The sequence below is a fragment of the Actinophytocola xanthii genome, from assembly GCF_001921205.1.
Taxonomy (GTDB): Bacteria; Actinomycetota; Actinomycetes; order Mycobacteriales; family Pseudonocardiaceae; genus Actinophytocola; species Actinophytocola xanthii.
This window is the reverse complement of sequence record NZ_MSIE01000035.1, coordinates 15964-33160: the sequence shown is the minus strand read 5'-3', so window position 1 is coordinate 33160 and position 17197 is coordinate 15964. Positions and strand designations below refer to the sequence as shown.

Annotated in this window: 17 protein-coding genes and 1 other RNA gene; 5 read left to right on the top strand and 13 right to left on the bottom strand. The window is 70.7% G+C overall.

Going from position 1 to position 17197, the window contains the following annotated elements; all coding sequences use genetic code 11:
* The gene (locus tag BU204_RS19470) at nucleotides 1-1152 is read right to left on the bottom strand and encodes an acetyl-CoA C-acetyltransferase (RefSeq protein ID WP_075127134.1); all 1152 of its coding nucleotides are present in this window, start codon (nucleotides 1150-1152) and stop codon (nucleotides 1-3) included.
* Between the two features lie 44 nt (nucleotides 1153-1196).
* Between BU204_RS19470 and BU204_RS19465 the strand changes: the two genes are divergently transcribed.
* Entirely contained in the window at nucleotides 1197-1808 is a 612-nt protein-coding gene (locus BU204_RS19465) for a TetR/AcrR family transcriptional regulator (RefSeq protein WP_083661443.1), read from the top strand.
* Nucleotides 1809-1882: 74 nt separating this feature from the next.
* Nucleotides 1883-2329 carry a L,D-transpeptidase gene (locus BU204_RS19460; protein WP_143229599.1) on the top strand — a complete coding sequence of 149 codons (447 nt, stop codon included), beginning with the start codon at nucleotides 1883-1885 and terminating at the stop codon, nucleotides 2327-2329.
* A 5-nt stretch (nucleotides 2330-2334) separates the two neighbouring features.
* Here BU204_RS19460 and BU204_RS19455 read toward each other — a convergent pair whose 3' ends face one another.
* The 3 genes from BU204_RS19455 to BU204_RS19445 form a co-directional block, all read right to left on the bottom strand.
* The gene (locus BU204_RS19455) at nucleotides 2335-3861 is read right to left on the bottom strand and encodes a FadD3 family acyl-CoA ligase (protein WP_075127133.1); all 1527 of its coding nucleotides are present in this window, start codon (nucleotides 3859-3861) and stop codon (nucleotides 2335-2337) included.
* 55 nt (nucleotides 3862-3916) lie between these two features.
* On the bottom strand, nucleotides 3917-4267 hold the full coding sequence (locus BU204_RS19450) for a hypothetical protein (protein ID WP_075127132.1): 351 nt from the start codon (nucleotides 4265-4267) through the stop codon (nucleotides 3917-3919).
* Nucleotides 4268-4330: 63 nt separating this feature from the next.
* A complete protein-coding gene (locus tag BU204_RS19445) occupies nucleotides 4331-4630 on the bottom strand; it encodes a hypothetical protein (RefSeq protein ID WP_075127131.1) in 300 nt (99 codons plus the stop codon).
* A 245-nt stretch (nucleotides 4631-4875) separates the two neighbouring features.
* Here BU204_RS19445 and leuA point away from each other — a divergent pair, with 245 nt between their 5' ends.
* Nucleotides 4876-6672 carry a 2-isopropylmalate synthase gene (leuA, locus tag BU204_RS19440; protein ID WP_075127130.1) on the top strand — a complete coding sequence of 599 codons (1797 nt, stop codon included), beginning with the start codon at nucleotides 4876-4878 and terminating at the stop codon, nucleotides 6670-6672.
* A gap of 12 nt (nucleotides 6673-6684) precedes the next feature.
* On the opposite strand, the gene BU204_RS19435 is transcribed toward leuA, so the two are convergent.
* The 8 genes from BU204_RS19435 to BU204_RS19400 form a co-directional block, all read right to left on the bottom strand.
* Nucleotides 6685-7764 (bottom strand): ABC transporter ATP-binding protein, encoded by a 1080-nt coding sequence (locus BU204_RS19435; RefSeq protein ID WP_075127174.1) that lies wholly within the window; start codon nucleotides 7762-7764, stop codon nucleotides 6685-6687.
* Between the two features lie 44 nt (nucleotides 7765-7808).
* Complete coding sequence (locus BU204_RS19430; RefSeq protein WP_075127129.1) at nucleotides 7809-8819, bottom strand: ABC transporter ATP-binding protein; 1011 nt, start codon at nucleotides 8817-8819, stop codon at nucleotides 7809-7811.
* 6 nt (nucleotides 8820-8825) lie between these two features.
* Nucleotides 8826-9758, bottom strand: a complete 933-nt coding sequence (locus BU204_RS19425) for an ABC transporter permease (RefSeq protein ID WP_075127128.1) — start codon at nucleotides 9756-9758, stop codon at nucleotides 8826-8828.
* On the bottom strand, nucleotides 9755-10777 hold the full coding sequence (locus BU204_RS19420; protein WP_075127127.1) for an ABC transporter permease: 1023 nt from the start codon (nucleotides 10775-10777) through the stop codon (nucleotides 9755-9757). The genes BU204_RS19425 and BU204_RS19420 overlap by 4 nt, the downstream gene beginning before the upstream one ends.
* A gap of 36 nt (nucleotides 10778-10813) precedes the next feature.
* On the bottom strand, nucleotides 10814-12490 hold the full coding sequence (locus tag BU204_RS19415; protein ID WP_075127126.1) for an ABC transporter substrate-binding protein: 1677 nt from the start codon (nucleotides 12488-12490) through the stop codon (nucleotides 10814-10816).
* Between the two features lie 93 nt (nucleotides 12491-12583).
* On the bottom strand, nucleotides 12584-13096 hold the full coding sequence (locus BU204_RS19410) for a uridine kinase family protein (protein WP_075127125.1): 513 nt from the start codon (nucleotides 13094-13096) through the stop codon (nucleotides 12584-12586).
* A gap of 51 nt (nucleotides 13097-13147) precedes the next feature.
* A complete protein-coding gene (gene recR / locus BU204_RS19405) occupies nucleotides 13148-13744 on the bottom strand; it encodes a recombination mediator RecR (RefSeq protein WP_075127124.1) in 597 nt (198 codons plus the stop codon).
* Nucleotides 13745-13747: 3 nt separating this feature from the next.
* Nucleotides 13748-14056, bottom strand: coding sequence for a YbaB/EbfC family nucleoid-associated protein (locus BU204_RS19400; RefSeq protein ID WP_233160414.1), 309 nt, complete (start codon nucleotides 14054-14056; stop codon nucleotides 13748-13750).
* A gap of 85 nt (nucleotides 14057-14141) precedes the next feature.
* On the opposite strand from BU204_RS19400, the gene BU204_RS19395 reads away from it, so the two are divergent.
* Nucleotides 14142-14984: an N-acetylmuramoyl-L-alanine amidase gene (locus tag BU204_RS19395; protein ID WP_198942925.1), complete on the top strand. Its 843-nt coding sequence runs from the start codon at nucleotides 14142-14144 to the stop codon at nucleotides 14982-14984.
* Between the two features lie 6 nt (nucleotides 14985-14990).
* On the opposite strand, the gene BU204_RS19390 is transcribed toward BU204_RS19395, so the two are convergent.
* The gene (locus BU204_RS19390) at nucleotides 14991-17012 is read right to left on the bottom strand and encodes a DNA polymerase III subunit gamma and tau (protein WP_075127122.1); all 2022 of its coding nucleotides are present in this window, start codon (nucleotides 17010-17012) and stop codon (nucleotides 14991-14993) included.
* Nucleotides 17013-17086: 74 nt separating this feature from the next.
* On the opposite strand from BU204_RS19390, the gene ffs reads away from it, so the two are divergent.
* Nucleotides 17087-17181: signal recognition particle sRNA small type (gene ffs / locus BU204_RS19385), an RNA gene on the top strand.
* The last annotated feature ends 16 nt before the right edge of the window (nucleotides 17182-17197 follow it).

The following is a 17197-nucleotide window of genomic DNA, read 5'->3' as shown; positions in this document are numbered from 1 at the left end:
TCACAGCCGCTCCAGGATCGTCACGTTCGCCTGCCCGCCGCCCTCGCACATGGTCTGCAGCCCGTACCGACCGCGCGTGCGTTCGAGGTTGCCGAGCAGCGTGGTCATCAGCCGGGCACCGGTCGCGCCGAGCGGGTGTCCGAGCGCGATGGCGCCGCCGGTCGGGTTGACCCGCCCGGGGTCGGCGCCGGTCTCCCGCAGCCAGGCCAGGACCACGCTCGCGAACGCCTCGTTGATCTCCACCAGATCGATGTCGTCGATGGACAGACCGGTTCGGCGCAGGGCGTGCGCGGTCGCCTCGATCGGCGCGTCGAGCATGGTCAGCGGGTCGCCGCCGCGGGCGCTCAGGTGGTGGACGCGGGCCCGCGGGCTGAGGCCGTGCACGCGCAGCGCGCGCTCCGAGACGACCAGCAGTGCCGCCGCCCCGTCGGCGATCTGGCTGGCCAGGGCGGCGGTCAGCCGACCGTCGGGCAGCAGGGGCGCCAGCGCGGCCATCCTGGCGAGGCTGGTGTCGCGGCGGGGGCACTCGTCCTCGCGCACCCCGCCGACCGGGGCGATCTCCCCGGCGAAGTGGCCGGCCTCGATCGCGGCGAGCGCCGAGTAGTGGCTGCCCAGCGCGAACTCCTCCATCTCCGCGCGGGTGATGCCCCACTTCGCGGCGATCACCTCCGCCCCGCGGAACTGGGAGATCTCCTGGTCGCCGTAGCGGGCGAGCCAGCCGCGGGAGGTCCGGAAGGGGTCGGCGAAGCCGTGCTCGCGGCCGGCGAGCATGGCCGAGGAGATCGGGATCGCGCTCATGTTCTGCACCCCGCCGGCGACGACGACGTCCGCGGTGCCGGACATGACGGCCTGCGCGGCGAAGTGCACGGCCTGCTGGGAGGAGCCGCACTGGCGGTCGACGGTCACCCCTGGCACCTCGCTGGGCAGGCCGGCGGCCAGCCAGCTGGTGCGGGCGATGTCGCCGGCCTGGGGACCGATCGTGTCCACGCAGCCGAAGACCACGTCGTCGACCACCACCGGGTCGAGCTCCACGCGGTCGAACAGAGCCAGCAGGACGTGCGCGCCGAGGTCGGCCGGGTGCTCACCGGCGAGCCCGCCGCCACGCCGGCCGACCGGGGTGCGAACGGCGTCGACGAGGTACGCCTCAGGCATCCTGTTACGCTACCAAGCTAGCGCTTGGGTAGGAAGTGGGAGCGATGAGCCCGAAACAGGGGACGAAGCAGGGCAGGACCTCGGAACGGCGCGAGGCGCTGGTGCAGATCGCCGCCGAGCTGTTCGCCGACCAGGGGTACCGGGCCACGACGGTCCGCCACATCGGCGACGCGGCCGGGGTGCTCTCCGGCAGTCTCTACCACCACTTCGACTCGAAGGAGACGATCCTCGACGAGCTGCTGTCCAGCTATCTGGGGGACCTGCTGGACACCTACCGGGCGGTGGTCGCGGACGGGACGACGCCGACGCGGGCTCTGGGCGAACTGGTGCGGGTGTCCTTCCGGTCGATGTCCGAGCACCGGGCGGCGATCACCGTCCTGCAGAACGAGCGCGGCTACCTCCGGGGTCTGCCGCGTTTCGACTACCTGACCGAGGTCGAGGCTGAGGTCAGGCGGATCTGGATCACCGTGCTGCGCGACGGCGTGGCGGCCGGGGAGTTCCGCGCCGACCTCGACCCGCTCGTCACCTACCGGTTCCTGCGCGACTCGGTCTGGGTCGCCGTGCGCTGGTTCCGGCGCGACGGGTCCCTGTCCGCCGACCAGTTGGCTGAGCACTACCTCAGCCTGATCTTCGACGGTTTGACTCAGCGTGTTTGATCGCGCGCGGAGCGGGAAGTCCTATGGCGTCGAAAGACTGAACACGAGCCCTCAGGGCGGATGGGAGGTCCACGATGAGCAAGTTGCGGAAGATCACGGGCATGGCCGCCGGTGCGGCCGCGGTCGGAGCGGCGATGTTTGCCGCGCCGGGCACGGCCAGCGCGTCGCCGGCCCCGTGTGGTGGCGAGACCCGAGCCTGCGTCGACCTGAGCGCCAACCGCGCTTGGCTGATGGACGGTAACGGTGGCGTCACCCTGGGCGGGGTTCCGGTCACCCACGGCAAGCCGGGGTACGAGACCCCGCCGGGGGTGTACCACGTGACGTGGAAGAACATTGACCACTGGAGTCAGGCCTACAACGGACCGATGCCGTACGCGGTGTTCTTCACCGACACCGGTATCGCGTTCCACGAGGGGAGCCTGAACTCGCAGTCCCACGGCTGCGTGCGGCTGACCCGGGAGAACGCGAAGACGTTCTTCAACTCGTTGGCTCCTGGTGACGTGGTGACGGTCGTGCCGTAAGTAAGTCACTCGCGCAGCAGGCGCTTGAGCACCTTCCCGGTCGAGTTCCGCGGCAGTTCGCCGCGGAACTCGACCATTTTCGGCACCTTGTAGTTCGCCAGCTCGCGCCGGCAGTGGTCGAGCACGTCGGTCTCGGACAGCTCGTCGCCACGCCGGATGACGAAGGCCTTGCCCACCTCGCCGAGGCGCTCGTCGCGGACGCCCACCACCGCCGACTCGGCCACACCGGACAGTCGCGCCAGGACCTGTTCGACCTCGGCCGGGTACACGTTGAACCCGCCGGAGACGTACATGTCGCCGAGCCGGTCGGTGATCGTCAGGTAGCCCCGCTCGTCGACCCGGCCCACGTCGCCGGTGTGCAGCCAGCCCTCGGAGTCGACGGCGGCGGCCGTGGCGGCCTCGTCGTCGAGGTAGCCGAGCATGACGTTGCGGCCACGCAGCAGGACCTCACCGGTCTCGGGGTCGGTGCGCAGCTCGAAGCCCGCGGTCGGCCGGCCGCAGGTGCGCGCGACGGTCGCGGCGTCGTCGTCGGGCCGGCACATCGTGGCGACGACGGCCTCGGTCAGCCCGTACGCGGTAAGCACGGTGTCGAAGCTCAGCTCGCTCTGCATGCGCTCGACGAGGACGACCGGGACGGTGGCCGCCCCGGTCACCGCGAGGCGGAGGCTGGACAGGTCGAGCGCGGCGCGGTCGGGGTGGTCGAGCAGCGTCTGGTAGATCGTCGGTGGGCCGGGGAGCACGGTAATCCGCTCCCGCGCCACCAGCCGCATGGCCGCCACCACGTCGAAGGCGGCCTGCGGGACGATCGTCGCCCCGGTCAGCAGGCAGACGAGGATGCCCGCCTTGTAGCCGAAGCTGTGGAAGAACGGGTTGATCACCAGGTACCGGTCGGCCGCGGTCACCTCGCCGAGCTCGGCCCAGGCCCGGGCCACATCGACGGCCTGGCGGTGCGCGCTCATCGCGCCCTTGCTGCGGCCGGTGGTGCCGGAGGTGAACAGGATGTCGGCGAGGTCGTCGGGCGTCACGGCACCGGCGCGGGAGTCGGCGACCTCGACCGGTACCTCCGCGGCGAGGTCCGCGCGGCCGGCCCAGTCGGCGGTGTGCTCGGCGGCGGTCGGGCCGAGCACACCGGCCGGTCCCACGACCAGGGTGGCGGGGACCGGGTGGCCGCCGTCGCGCAGCTCGGCCAGGCGGTCGCGGCCCAGGAACTCGCCGGCCACGACCAGCACCTTCGCCTGGCTACGGGTGAGCAGGTCGGCGGCCTCCCCGGCGGTGAACCGGGTGTTGACCGGCACCAGTACGCCACCGGCACAGGTGACCGCGAGGGCCGCGACGACCCAGTGGTGGGTGTTGGGCGCCCAGATCGCCACCCGGTCGCCAGGGCGGACATCCAGGGCGATCAGCGCCCTCGCGGCGGTGCGGACCTCGGCGTACAGCTGGCGCCAGGACAGTCGGACGGGGTCGTCGACGATCGCATCGCCGTCCCCGAACCGGTCGGCTGCGGCGGCGAGCACGGCGGGGATGGTGTCCACCGGACCATACTAGAACACGTTCTCGTTCTGGAGTTCGGGACGAAACCCGCCGCGCTCAGCCGAGGCGGCGGATGAGCCGGGCCAGGACGGCGGAGCCGATCAACCAGAACAACGCCGCGAGCCCGAAGTTGACCAGCACCCGCAGGTCGCCGTTCTCGGGCGTGAACAGGCTCCGGAACGCCAACGCGAGCGGCTGGGCGGCGTCGGCGAAGAAGACGGTGATCCCGTTGTCCGGATTCGCTCTACCGACCGTCAACAGGACGTGGATGACCAGGACCAGCGCGAAGGCGAGCCCGACCCAACGGACCAGACCCGCCAGAACTCCCACCACGGTCGCGCGCACCTCGGCTGCTCCGCGTCGGCGGTGCTGCTCGACACCCTCAGGGCGCTCGGTGTGCGCGGCCATGGTGGGAAGTCTGGCATGTCGACCGGCTGCTGGCTACCGACCGGTAGCCAGCACCGGTACCGGTCATCGGGAAACGAGTCGGGCGACGAAACCGGAAACCACAATCCAGAACACGGCGGCGAGACCGTAGTTCAGAATTGTCTCGAGGTTGTTGTTGGCCAGGTTGAACAAGCCGGGGAAGAACAACGCCAACGGCTCCGCGAGCGACTTCACGAAGCGGAAGAAGTCGTTCGCCTGGTTCGCACCGAACAGGATCAGGAGGATGTACACGACCTCGATCAGAGCGAACGCCGCACCGATACCGGTGATGATCCGCGCCGCGGTTCCACGGCCACTGCTAACGGCCCATCGACGAGTAGTCATGGAAGAAGAATTCCCTCCGATCGTGTGATGAAACTACCGGATGGAGGAATTTGACTAGACCGTTCGGCTCAACTTTGCGCACCCTGGAGTCGCCAGTGGTGGACACGGTGGTTAGGCTGCCTTCCGTGGCGCGTGTTCTCCTCCTTCGTCGCCGCGACGGGGCCTGACCAGACCGGCTCCCCGCCGCGGGGCGTTGTCGTGCCGGTCTTCCTTCACCGAACCCGGCACCAGGAGCTACCCCAGCCATGAGCATCCAGGACTTCCAGGACAGCCAGCGCGCCGCCAGCCGCATCCGGATCCCGTCCCGACCGGCGCCGCCGGACCAGCCCGCGTGGAACACTCAGCGGGGCTCGGCCATGCCGACCCACCGCTACCGGCCCTTCGCCCAGCTCGTCGAGCCCGTATCGCTGCCCGACCGCACCTGGCCCGACCGCGTCATCGACCGAGCGCCGCAGTGGTGCGCTGTGGACCTGCGGGACGGCAACCAGGCACTGATCGACCCCATGTCCCCGGCACGCAAGCGGAAGATGTTCGACCTGCTGGTGCGCATGGGCTACAAGGAGATCGAGGTCGGGTTCCCGGCGGCCTCGCAGACCGACTTCGACTTCGTCCGGGAGATCATCACCGACGGCGCTGTACCGGACGACGTCACGATCCAGGTGCTCTCCCAGTGTCGGCCCGAGCTGATCGAGCGGACGTTCGAGTCGCTGGCCGGCGCGCGCAAGGCCATCGTGCACATCTACAACTCGACCTCGATCCTGCAGCGGCGGGTGGTGTTCCGCGAGGAGCGCGAGGGCATCAAGAAGATCGCGACCTCCGCGGCCGAGATGGTGCTGGAGCTCGCCGGGAAGTACTCCGACACCGACTTCCGGTTCGAGTACTCGCCGGAGTCCTACACCGGCACCGAGCTGTCCTACGCGGCCGAGGTGTGCAACGCGATCACCGAGATCTGGCAGCCGTCGCCGGACGCCCCCGTGATCATCAACCTGCCGGCGACGGTGGAGATGGCCACCCCGAACGTGTACGCCGACTCGATCGAGTGGATGCACCGGAACCTGGAGCGCCGCGACTCGGTCGTGCTGTCGCTGCACCCGCACAACGACCGGGGAACCGGGGTCGCCGCCGCCGAGCTGGGCTACCAGGCCGGCGCCGACCGGATCGAGGGCTGCCTGTTCGGCAACGGCGAGCGGACCGGCAACGTCTGCCTGGTCACGCTGGGTATGAACCTGTTCAGCCAGGGCATCGACCCGCAGATCGACTTCTCCGACATCGACGAGATCCGGCGCACCGTCGAGTACTGCAACCAGCTGCCGGTGCCCGAACGTCATCCGTGGGGCGGCGACCTGGTGTTCACCGCGTTCTCCGGCAGCCACCAGGACGCGATCAACAAGGGCTTCGACGCGCTCCGCGCGGAGGCCGAGCGCGCCGGTCACTCGGTCGACGAGCACCCGTGGGAGGTCCCGTACCTGCCGATCGACCCCAAGGACGTCGGTCGCTCGTACGAGGCCGTGATCCGGGTGAACTCGCAGTCCGGCAAGGGCGGCGTGGCCTACGTGATGAAGACCGAGCACCAGCTCGACCTGCCCCGGCGCCTGCAGATCGAGTTCTCCCGGGTCGTGCAGCAGTACACCGACAACGAGGGCGGCGAGGTCTCGCCGACGCTCATGTGGGACACCTTCGCCACCGAGTACCTGACCTCGACGGCTCCGCTGGTGCTGCGCGAGCACCGGGTCAGCGACGACGGCTCCGGTCACGACGAACTCGCGGCGGTGATCGAGGTGGAGGGCGACCGGCACGAGATCAACGGCACCGGCAACGGCCCGATCGCGGCGTTCGTGGACGCCCTGGCCTCGGTCGGCTACGACGTGCGGGTCCTGGACTACAACGAGCACGCCCTCACCGCCGGCGACGACGCCCGGGCGGCCGCCTACGTCGAATGCACGGTCGGCGACCGGGTGCTGTGGGGCGTCGGCGTGCACAGCTCGATCATCACGGCCTCGCTCCGTGCGGTGGTCTCGGCGGTCAACCGGGCCAACCGCTGAGACCCAGCGTGGTCAGGGACCGAGTGTCTCCGTGACCGAGGCCGGGCCGGCCAGGGAGGCGTCGTCGGGCACGACGTCCCAGTCCTCCCGAACCAGCTCGGCCTCGACCGCGTGCTGGCGGATCCGCCCGGCGCGGATGTCCTCGGCGTAGTGGCAGGCGACCCGGTGCCCTGGGTCGATCTCGCGCAGGGCCGGGCGCTCGGTGTCGCACCGGGTCTCCTGGCGCCACGGGCAGCGGGTGTGGAACCGGCATCCGGTCGGCGGGTTGGCCGGGGACGGCAGGTCCCCGGCCAGCAGGATCCGCTCGCGCCGGTCCTCGACCAGGGGGTCGGGCACCGGCACCGCCGACATCAGGGCCTTGGTGTACGGGTGCAGGGGTTCGCGGTACAGCTGGTCGGAGTCGGCCTCCTCGACCAACCCGCCCAGGTACATCACGCCCACCCGGTCGGAGATGTGCCGCACCACCGCGAGGTCGTGCGCGATCACCAGGTAGGTCAGGCCGAACTCCGTCTGCAGGTCCTCGAGAAGGTTGATCACCTGCGCCTGGACCGACACGTCCAGCGCGGACACCGGCTCGTCGGCCACGATCAGGTCCGGCTCCACCGACAGCGCGCGGGCGATGCCGATGCGCTGGCGCTGGCCACCGGAGAACTCGTGCGGATACTTGCGCAGCGAGGTGCTGGGCAGGCCGACCGCCAACAGCAGCTCGCGCAAACGCTTGGCAGAGGACTCCTTGCCCTTGTCCAGGCCGTGCGCGCGCATGCCCTCGACCAGCAGGGACTCCACCGACTGGCGCGGGTCAAGCGAGGACAGCGGGTCCTGGAAGACCATCTGCATCCGCCGGCGCATCGTGCGCAACGGCTCGCCCTTCATCGACGACAGGTCGATGCCGTCGAACACGACCCGACCGGCGGTCGGCTCGGTCAGCTTGAGCATCGCGCGGCCGAGCGTGGACTTGCCGCAGCCGGACTCACCAACCAGCCCGTAGGTCTCGCCGGACCGGATGGACAGGTCCACCCCGTCCACCGCGTAGACGTAACCGACCGTCTTGTCCAGCACCACCCCCCGCCGGATCGGGAAGTGGACCTTCATGTCGACGACCTCGACCAGCGGGGACGACGGGTTCTCCAGTTCGGTCACGACATGATCTCCTGCTCGGCGGCCGTGGCCGGCTCCACCGGGTTGTGGCAGCGCAGCAACCGCGGCCCCGCGACCACCGGGTCGGGCTCCATCGCCGGGGTCACCTGCACGCAGGTGTCCAGCGCGTTGGGGCAGCGGGGTGCGAAGGCGCATCCCGTGGTCCACGGGATGTTGTCCGAGACCGAGCCCTTGATCGGCGAGAGCCGCTCGCCCCGGGGCGCGTCGAGCCGCGGGATCGAGGCGAGCAGGCCGTGGGTGTACGGGTGGCGGGGGACGCGGAACAGGTCGTGCCGACCAGCCCGCTCGACGACCCGCCCCGCGTAGAGCACGTTGACCTCGTCGCAGAGGCCGGCCACCACGCCCAGGTCGTGGGTGATCATGATCAGTGCCGTCTCGGTGTCCCGGACCAGGTCCGCCAGCAGCGCCAGGATCTGCGCCTGGATGGTCACGTCCAGCGCCGTCGTCGGCTCGTCGGCGATCAGCAGCCGTGGCCGGCAGGCCAGCGCGATCGCGATCAGGGCACGCTGCCGCATTCCGCCGGAGAGCTGGTGCGGGTACTCCGAGAGCCGCCGCTTGGGGTCGGGGATGCCGACCTTCTCCAGCAGCTCCGCCGCCTCGACCGAGGCCTGCTTGCGGGACATGTCGCGGTGGCGCTCGAGCACCTCGGTGACCTGGAGCCCGATCGAGACGACCGGGTTCAGCGAGGACAGCGGGTCCTGGAACACCATGCCCAGGTCACGACCGCGCCGGTCACGCATCTGCCGGTCGGACAGGGACAGCAGCTCGGTGCCGTCGAACTTCGCCGAGCCGCTGATCTTCACTCCGCGCTTGGCGAGCAGGCCCATGATGGCGAGCGAGGTGACCGACTTGCCACAGCCGGACTCGCCGACGAGACCGACCGTCTGGCCGGGCTCCACGTCGAAGCTCACCCCGTCTACCGCGGTGAACGGTCGCTCCCCCCTGCGCTGGAAGACGACCGAGAGGTCTCGAACCTCGAGCAGTGCCATGTCACCTCACCGCCGGCTCTTCGGGTCGAGTGCCTCGCGTAGCGACTCACCCATCAGCGTGAACCCGAGAGCCACGACGATGATGCAGCCGGCCGGCCAGAACGCGAGCTGCGGGTGGCTGTCGATGACGTTCTGTGCCTGGCCGAGCATCTGTCCCCACTCCGGGAGCCGGTCGTCGGGGTTGCCGAGGCCGAGGAACGACAGCGCCGCGGCCTCGATGATCGCGATCGCCAGCACCAGCGTCGCCTGCACGATCACCGGGCCGAGCGAGTTCGGCAGCATGTGCCGGAAGACGATCGAACGCTGCCGCACCCCCAGCGCCCGCGCCGCGAGAACATGGTCGCTGTGCCGTTGGGCGAGCATCGAGCCACGCAGCAGCCGGGCGAACACGGGGATCTGCACGACGGCGACCGCGAGGATCACCGTGTACTGGTTCGGTCGGGCGAACAGGGCGCCGATCGAGACCGCGAGCAGCAGGCCCGGGATCGAGAGCATCACGTCGACGGCGCGCATGACCACGGTGTCGACCCAGCCGCCCATGGCACCGGCCAGCGTGCCGAGGACCAGGCCGCCGGCCAGGCCGATCAGCGTGGCCAGCACGCCGACGAGCAGCGTCTGCTGGGAGCCGATGAGGACCCGGGAGAGCAGGTCGCGGCCGACCTGGTCGCCGCCGAGCGGGTGCCCCTCCTGCACCGGCGGGATCTGGTTGCGGGCCCGGACGACCTGGTCGCCGAGCATCGGCACCGCGGGGTCGTGCGGGGCCAGGAACGGGGAGAGGATGGCTAGCACGACGAACAACAGCACGATCGTCGAGCCGACCAGGAACACCGGGTTGCGGCGCAGGCGTCGCCAGGCCGCTGCGGCGAGGCTGACCCCGGCGTCGTCGCCGCGGGCCGCCTGCTCGCTCAGGGCGTCGATCTTGTCCGTGCGGGTGCTCACCTGCCACCACCCCTGGTTCGGATGCGTGGGTCGATCAACGCATAGGACAGGTCGACCAGCAGGTTGATCAGCACGAACACTCCGGCAGCGCACAGGATGAGCAACAGCAGGACCGGGTAGTCCCGGCGCTCGAACCCGAGCGCGAGCGCCTGCCCGATCCCGGGGAAGGCGAACACCTTCTCGGTCAGCACGGCCCCGGCCAGCAACGCGCCGGTCTGCAGGCCGATCGTGGTGACGACCGGCAGCATCGCGTTGCGCAGCACGTGCCGGCGGCGGATCACGGGCGTGGTGAGGCCCTTCGACTCCGCGGTGCGCACGTAGTCCTCGTCGACCACGTCGAGCACGGATGCCCGGGTGATCCGGAAGACCACGGAGAACGGGATGCTGGACAGCGCGACGGCGGGCAGGATCAGGTGCACCAACGCGTCCCAGGCCGCGTCCCACTCCTGGGTGAGGATGCCGTCCAGGACGAAGAACCCGGTCACCCGGGTGGCGTCGATCCCGCCCTCCTGGCGCCCGGCCGTGGGGAACCAGCCCAGGTCCACCGCGAACACCTGCTTGAGCAGGAAGGCGAGGAAGAACACCGGGACCGCGACACCGATCAGCGAGCTGACCACGCTGAGGTTGTCCAGCCAGCCGCCACGGCGCCGGGCGGCAAGGTAGCCGAGCGGGATCCCGACCGCGACGGCGATGACGATGGCGAGGAACGAGAGCTCCAGCGTCGCCGGGAAGCGCTGCAGGAAGATCTCCGTCGCCGAGTCTCCCGGCTGTACGCCGGTGGAGACCCCGAAGTCCCCGGACAACGCGCGTCCGACGAACTTGAAGTACTGCACGAAGATTGGCTGGTCCAGCCCCAACTCCTCGGTGAGCCGGGCCCTGGACTCGGTGGTGGCGCGTTCCCCCAGGAGGGCCGAGACCGGCCCTCCTGGGAGCGAGCGCAGCCACGCGAACAGCAGCAGCGACAGCACCCCGACGACTATGAGGAGTTGCAGCAGCCGCCGAATCGTGTAGCGAAGCACCTATTGGTCCTGTTTGTGGTGGGAGCGTTGGTCAGCTCAGCCGATGCTGACCGAGTCGAACCGCTCGTCGGTGAGCGGGCTCGGAACCAGGCCTTCCACGTTCTCCGCGACGACCAGGGCCGGCGGGGAGTGCGAGATCGGGATGGCCGGCAGGTACTCCGCCTTCAGCTTCTTGTTCAGGTCCTCGTACATCCCCTTGCGGGTCTCCGGGTCCGGCTCCGTGTCGGCGGCCTTCAGCTCGTCGGACAGGGTCTGGCCCCACGGCGAGTTACCGGTGCCGAAGCGGTTGTTCGGGTCGGAGAAGAAGTTGCCGATGAAGTTGTCCGGCGTGTTGTAGTCGCCGTTCCACCCGAGCAGGAACAGGTCGGCCTTGCCCTGGTCGACGTCCTCCAGGTAGCCACCGTTCCACGGCTTGGAAACCACGTTCAGCTTCAGGCCGACGGCCTCCAGGTTGCCCCGGATGAAGCCGAACATGTCCTGCGGGTTCGGCATATACGGGCGGGTGACCTCGGTCGGCCAGTAGAAGTTGACCGTCAGGTTCTCCGCACCGGCCTCCTTCAACAGCTGCTTCGCCTTGTCCTGGTCGAAGTCGTACTTCTCGACGTCGTCGGTCCAGCCGGACACGGTGTCGGGGTAGAAGTTCTCGGCCACCTTGGCGCCCTCGGGCAGCTGCTGCTGCACCAGGCCCTCGCGGTCGATGGCGTGCGCGATGGCCTGCCGGACCTTGAGGTCACGCAGCTTCGCCACGTTCTTCTGGCCGATGCCGACGTAGAAGATGTTGAACGCGGGGCGGATCAGCAGCTGGTAGCCGTCGTCCTTGAGGCCCTGCCAGTCGGCCGGGCCCGGCAGGTCGTAGCCGTCGATGTCGCCGGACTGCAGCGCCTGCTTGCGGGCGGTCTCGTCCGGGATGGCGCGGAGGATCAGCTTGTCCAGCTTGGCCTTGTCGCCCCAGTAGTCCTCGTTGCGGACCAGCTCGACGGTGCCGTTCGCCTCGTCGTACTTGGAGAACTTGAACGGACCCGTGCCGGTCGGGTGCTCGGTGGCGTACTCGGGGTAGACGAAGCTGTCACCCTGCTGGACGACCTCGTCCGCCTTGTAGTCCTGCAGCGCCTTCGGGCTCTGCATGGCCCAGGACGGCAGGCCCAGGATGTCCGGGAACTTCGAGGTGGAGCGGGTCAGCTTGACCTCGATCGTGCTGGCGTCGGTCGCGGAGCACGACTCGAACAGCGACGGGACCTTGCCGTCGGCGAAGCCGCCGAAGTTGTCCTGCCAGTAGCCGGTCACGGCCGGGCTCTGCGCCGCGCCGGTCTGGTTGTACCAGCGGTCGAAGTTGAAGCAGGCGGCCTCGGCGTTGAAGTCGGTGCCGTCGTGGAACTTGACGCCCTCGCGGAGCTTGAAGGTCCAGGTCTTGCCGTCCTCGCTGGACTCCCAGGACTCGGCCAGGCCGGGCTCGGCGTCCGCAGTGCCCGGCTTGAACTCGATCAGGCCCTCGAAGATCTGCTGCGAGGTGCGGAAGGTCGCACCGTCGGTGGCGAAGAAGGGATCGAACAGCTTCGGCGCACCCTCGGTGGCGAAGGTCATCGTGCCGCCTGTCTGGCCGCCGCCGGACTGACCCTCGTCGTCGCCGCCGCGCTCGGACTCAGCGCACGCGGACAGGGCGAGTGCGGCCGTGAGGCCGAGCGCCACCAGGCGAACCGGGCGGATTTGGACCATTTCGCACCTCAGGAGAGTTGTGACTCAGGTTTCGGTCGCCGACCTTATATCCATCGAGTGCCAGGTCAACAAAGCACCTCGGTCACAACTCGGTCACGCATGCCCGTTATGCGAACTACCCAGGGCGTTCACCCGGCGGTAATCGGCACGCTGGACAGTGCCGTCCACGGCGAACCAGCCCAGCTCGAACGCCTGCCACTCGACCAGAGGTTTTCTGGCCGGCTCGCCGTCGCGGGCCACCGCCCGGGCGAGGCGCTCGGCAGGGTCGGGAACCTCACACCAGACCAGCGCCGACAGCAGATGTTCGACCGAACGCCGCCCGGCCGACACTCCCTCGACGATCAGGATCTCCGGGACCTCGACGGTGATCACCGCTCCCGGCCCTGGCCGGCCATCGGTCCACTCGGTGCGCACATAACGGCCGGGGCGGCCGGCGGAGAGCGGGGCCAGCACGCCCTCGACCAGCCGCGGCCACCAGGAAACCGGCTCGTCCCAGGTGGCGAAGTCGTCGGTGCTGACCACGGCCGCACCCAGCTCGACGGCGAGGTCCGCGGCGAACGTGGTCTTGCCAGAGCCGGACGGACCGTCGACCGCGACCAGCCGCACCGGGCCGAGCCGGGGTGGGCCAAGCCGGGGTAGGTCGGGTCGGGGTGGCACTCAGACGGCGCGGCGGCCGGAGAACGCGCGCCCCAGCGTGAGCTCGTCGGCGAACTCCAGGTCGCCGCCCATGGGCAGCCCCGACGCCAGCCGGGTGACGGCCAGGCCCGGGAAGTCGCGCAGCATCCGCACCAGATAGGTGGCGGTGGCCTCACCCTCCGTGTTCGGATCCGTGGCGAGAATCACCTCGGTCACCTCCTGCGCGGAGATCCTGGACAGCAGCTCGCGAATGCGCAGCTGGTCGGGACCGATCCCGGACAGCGGGTCCAGCGCGCCCCCGAGCACGTGGTAGCGGCCCTTGAACTCCCTGGTCCGCTCGATGGCCAGGACGTCCTTGGGCTCCTCGACCACGCACACCGCGCTCGGGTCGCGGCGGGCGTCGCGACAGATGCGGCAGGTGGCCTCCTCGGAGACATTGCCGCAGATGTCGCAGAACACCACGCCGTCCTTGACCTTCTGCAGCGCCTGCTGCAACCGGGCGATGTCCGCCGGGTCCGCGCCGAGCAGGTGGAAGGCGATCCGCTGGGCGCTCTTGGGGCCGACGCCGGGCAACCGCCCGAGCTCGTCGATCAGGTCCTGGACCGGTCCCTCGTACATGTCCTACATACCGGGCAGGCCGAGCCCACCCAGCCCACCGGCCAGCGGGCCCATCCGCTCCTGGGCGAGCTGCTGGGCGCTGTTGGACGCGTCGCGCACGGCGGCCACGACGAGGTCGGCGAGCGTCTCGACGTCCTCGGGGTCGACCACCTTCGGGTCGATCGTGAGCGACTTGAGCTCGCCCGCTCCGGAGACGACCGCGGTCACCAACCCGCCGCCGGCGCTGCCGGTGGTCTCCGCGTTGGCCAACTCCTCCTGCGCCGACATCAGCTGTTCCTGCATCTTCTGCGCCTGGGCGAGAATCTGCTGCATGTCGGGTACGCCACCGGGTTGCACGCCGGCTCCTCTCGATGAACGGTCTCGCGTTCCAGCGTAGCCGGGTCGGTGTCGTGGAAGGGTGAACGGCGTGCGGAGACCGGTACTCACGGCGGTTTTGCTCGCGCTGGCCGGTTGCGCCGCACCCGCCCCTCCGGTGTCCCTGTCTTCTCCTCCCCCGTCGGTTCCGTCCGCGACCCGGCCGTCGGTTCCGTCCTCCGCTCCGTCCTCCGCTCCGCCGTCGAGCACGAGCACCGCGCCGCCCGCCGTCGCGCCTGTCGTCGTGCCGGTCGTCGTGCTGGACCCGGGACACAACGGAGGCAACGCCGGCGCGCCCGAGGTGATCAACCGGCCGGTGCCGGCCGGACGGGGGCGGACCAAGCCCTGCAACACCACCAGCACGGCGACCGACGCCGGCTTTCCGGAGCACGTGTTCACCTGGTCGGTGGCCCTGCTTGTGCGGGACGCGCTCACCGCGCGCGGGGTCCGGGTGGTGCTGACCCGCCCCGACGACGACGGGGTGGGGCCGTGCGTGAACGAGCGGGCCGCGGTCGGCAACCGGGCGCGGGCCGCCGCGGTGGTGTCGATCCACGCCGACGGCTCGATCGACCCGGGAGCCCGCGGCTTCCACGTCGCGTACTCGGCGCCGCCGCTGAACCCCGCCCAGGGCGCGCCGACACTCCGGCTGGCCGAGGCCATGCGCGACGCGCTGCGGGCGTCGTTCCCGGTGTCGACCTACATCGGGCGGGACGGGCTGTCGCCGCGGAACGACCTCGGCGGGCTGAACCTGTCGCAGCGGCCGGCAGTGCTGGTGGAGTGCGGCAACATGCGCAACCCCGACGAGGCCGCCGCGTTCGCCAGCGAGTCCGGTCGGCGCGCATACGCCACCGCGATCGCCGCCGGCATCCTGGCCTACCTCGGCTAGCGCGCCCTAGCGGTCCAGGGGCCTCGCGCCGAGCTTGTCGGTCAGCAGCTTGACCATGTCCTCTTCCGGGCTGCTCGCCGGCGGCAGGTCGGGGGCCGGACCACCGTCGTCGTAGTCCTCCTCCTCCGGAGGCTCCGGCGGGAGCGGCTCGTCGTCGGCGGTGGCCACCGGGGGGGTCGGCCGCGGCTCGGGCGTCTTCTCGGGGGCCGGTTCGGGGCGGCGCGGCGGGGCGGCGGCCTGGGTCGGGCGCTGGAACGTGGGCGCGACCTTCGGCTTCTCCGCGACCGGCGCGCTGCTCGCCGCGCTCGGGTCGGCATGCACGCAGCGGACCTGCCAGGTGCCGCCGAACACGGCCTCGAGGGCCTTGGCGATCGCGTCGACGTTGCGGCCCTCGGCGAGGCGGCGGGCCAGCGGGGCCGCGATGTGCCCGAGCGTCACCGTGTTGCCCTCGACGGACTGGACGCTCGCGTTGGTGAGCATCGCCTCGGTGCTGCGGCTGACCTTGCGCACCTCGGCCAGCAGCTCCGACCAGAGCCGGCGGATCCCGGGCGCGTCGACACCGCCCTGGGTGGCCGGCATCCCCGCGGCCTCGGCCTCAGGGGTGGTGACGGCGGGGGTCGGCGCGGGTTCGACCGGCTCGGGCGCTCGCCCGGCGGCAGGGCGTGCGGGATCACCGGCGTCGCGGTGGTCGGCAGCTGCCGGGCGGGCGGCGGGCGGCTGCTCGGCGGCACGGCCGGCGTCGCGCTGGCCGGCGGGGGCCTGGCCGGCTGCCTCCGCTCGCGTCGGAGCGGCCGAGCCGCTCGAGGTGACCGGGCGAGCGGGTTGGGCGGCCGGCTCGGCGGGGGCCGATCCACCGACGGTGACCCGGCGCTCGATCCGCTCCAGGCGTTGCAGCACCGCGGAGTCGGCCGCGGCGTCGGTGGGCACGGCGCCGGGCAGCAGCATGCGCGCGCAGAGCAGCTCGAGCAGCAGTCGCGGCGCGGTCGCTCCGCGCATGTCGACCAGGCCGTTGTGCACGATCTCGGCGAACCGGGTGAGCGTTCCCGGGCCGAGCTGCTGGGCCTGGGTGATCATCTTGTCCAGCTCGTCTCCGGGCGCGGTGACCAGGCCCTTGGCCCCGGCTTCCGGCACGGCACGGAGCAGCACCAGGTCGCGCAGCCGGTCCAGCAGGTCGGCGGCGAAGCGGCGCGGGTCGTGCCCGGCCTCCACCAGCTTGTCAACGGTGCCGTACACGGTCGACGCGTCGCCGGCGGCGAGCCCGTCGACCATCTCGTCGATCAACGCGACGTCGGTGACCCCGAGCAGCGCCACGGCCCGCTCGTAGGTCACGCCCTCCGGCCCGGCCCCGGCGAGCAGCTGGTCGAGCACCGACTGGGTGTCCCGCGCCGAGCCACCGCCGGCCCGAATGACCAGCGGGTAGACCGCGGGTGCGACCGTCGCCCCCTCGTCGGCGACGTTGCGCTCGAGCAGCTCGCGCATCGCGCTCGGCGGGATGAGCCGGAACGGGTAGTGATGGGTGCGCGACCGGATCGTCGGCAGCACCTTGTCCGGCTCGGTGGTCGCGAAGATGAAGACGAGGTGCTCCGGCGGCTCCTCCACGATCTTGAGCAGGGCGTTGAAGCCCTGCGTGGTGACCATGTGCGCCTCGTCGATGATGAACACCCGGTACCGCGAGGAGGCCGGCGCGTAGAAAGCGCGGTCGCGCAGCTCGCGGGCGTCGTCGACACCACCGTGGCTCGCCGCGTCGAGCTCGACCACGTCCACGTTGCCCGGGCCCTCGGGGGCCAGCGAGATGCACGAGTCGCACACGCCGCACGGGTCCGCGGTGGGGCCCTGCTCGCAGTTGAGCGAGCGGGCGAGGATGCGCGCGCTCGAGGTCTTGCCGCAGCCGCGGGGGCCGGAGAACAGGTAGGCGTGGTTGACCCGCTTGGCGGTCAGCGCGACCCGCAGCGGTTCGGTGACGTGTTCCTGGCCGACGACCTCGGCGAAGGTCGCCGGTCGGTACTTGCGGTAGAGGGCGAGCGCCACGGCAGGACCATACCCGCCGTGCCCGACTGCCCACCCACCCACGGGCGGTGCCCGGACGGGCTGGCTACACTGACTACGGACCCCATGCGGCGTTCATCTCGTGAACCTCCCCAGGGCCGGAAGGCAGCAAGGATAAGCGGGCTCTGTCGGGTGCGTGGGGTCCCCTTCTGTCTTCGGCCTAGGGT

Excerpts from the sequence above, each read along its gene's own strand:
- BU204_RS19470 (WP_075127134.1), bottom strand. The coding sequence starts at position 1,152 with ATGCCTGAGGCGTACCTCGTCGACGCCGTTCGCACCCCGGTCGGCCGG.
- BU204_RS19465 (WP_083661443.1), top strand. The coding sequence starts at position 1,197 with ATGAGCCCGAAACAGGGGACGAAGCAGGGCAGGACCTCGGAACGGCGC.
- BU204_RS19460 (WP_143229599.1), top strand. The coding sequence starts at position 1,883 with ATGAGCAAGTTGCGGAAGATCACGGGCATGGCCGCCGGTGCGGCCGCG.
- BU204_RS19450 (WP_075127132.1), bottom strand. The coding sequence starts at position 4,267 with ATGGCCGCGCACACCGAGCGCCCTGAGGGTGTCGAGCAGCACCGCCGA.
- BU204_RS19445 (WP_075127131.1), bottom strand. The coding sequence starts at position 4,630 with ATGACTACTCGTCGATGGGCCGTTAGCAGTGGCCGTGGAACCGCGGCG.
- leuA (WP_075127130.1), top strand. The coding sequence starts at position 4,876 with ATGAGCATCCAGGACTTCCAGGACAGCCAGCGCGCCGCCAGCCGCATC.
- BU204_RS19435 (WP_075127174.1), bottom strand. The coding sequence starts at position 7,764 with ATGAAGGTCCACTTCCCGATCCGGCGGGGGGTGGTGCTGGACAAGACG.
- BU204_RS19430 (WP_075127129.1), bottom strand. The coding sequence starts at position 8,819 with ATGGCACTGCTCGAGGTTCGAGACCTCTCGGTCGTCTTCCAGCGCAGG.
- BU204_RS19415 (WP_075127126.1), bottom strand. The coding sequence starts at position 12,490 with ATGGTCCAAATCCGCCCGGTTCGCCTGGTGGCGCTCGGCCTCACGGCC.
- recR (WP_075127124.1), bottom strand. The coding sequence starts at position 13,744 with ATGTACGAGGGACCGGTCCAGGACCTGATCGACGAGCTCGGGCGGTTG.
- BU204_RS19400 (WP_233160414.1), bottom strand. The coding sequence starts at position 14,056 with ATGCAGCAGATTCTCGCCCAGGCGCAGAAGATGCAGGAACAGCTGATG.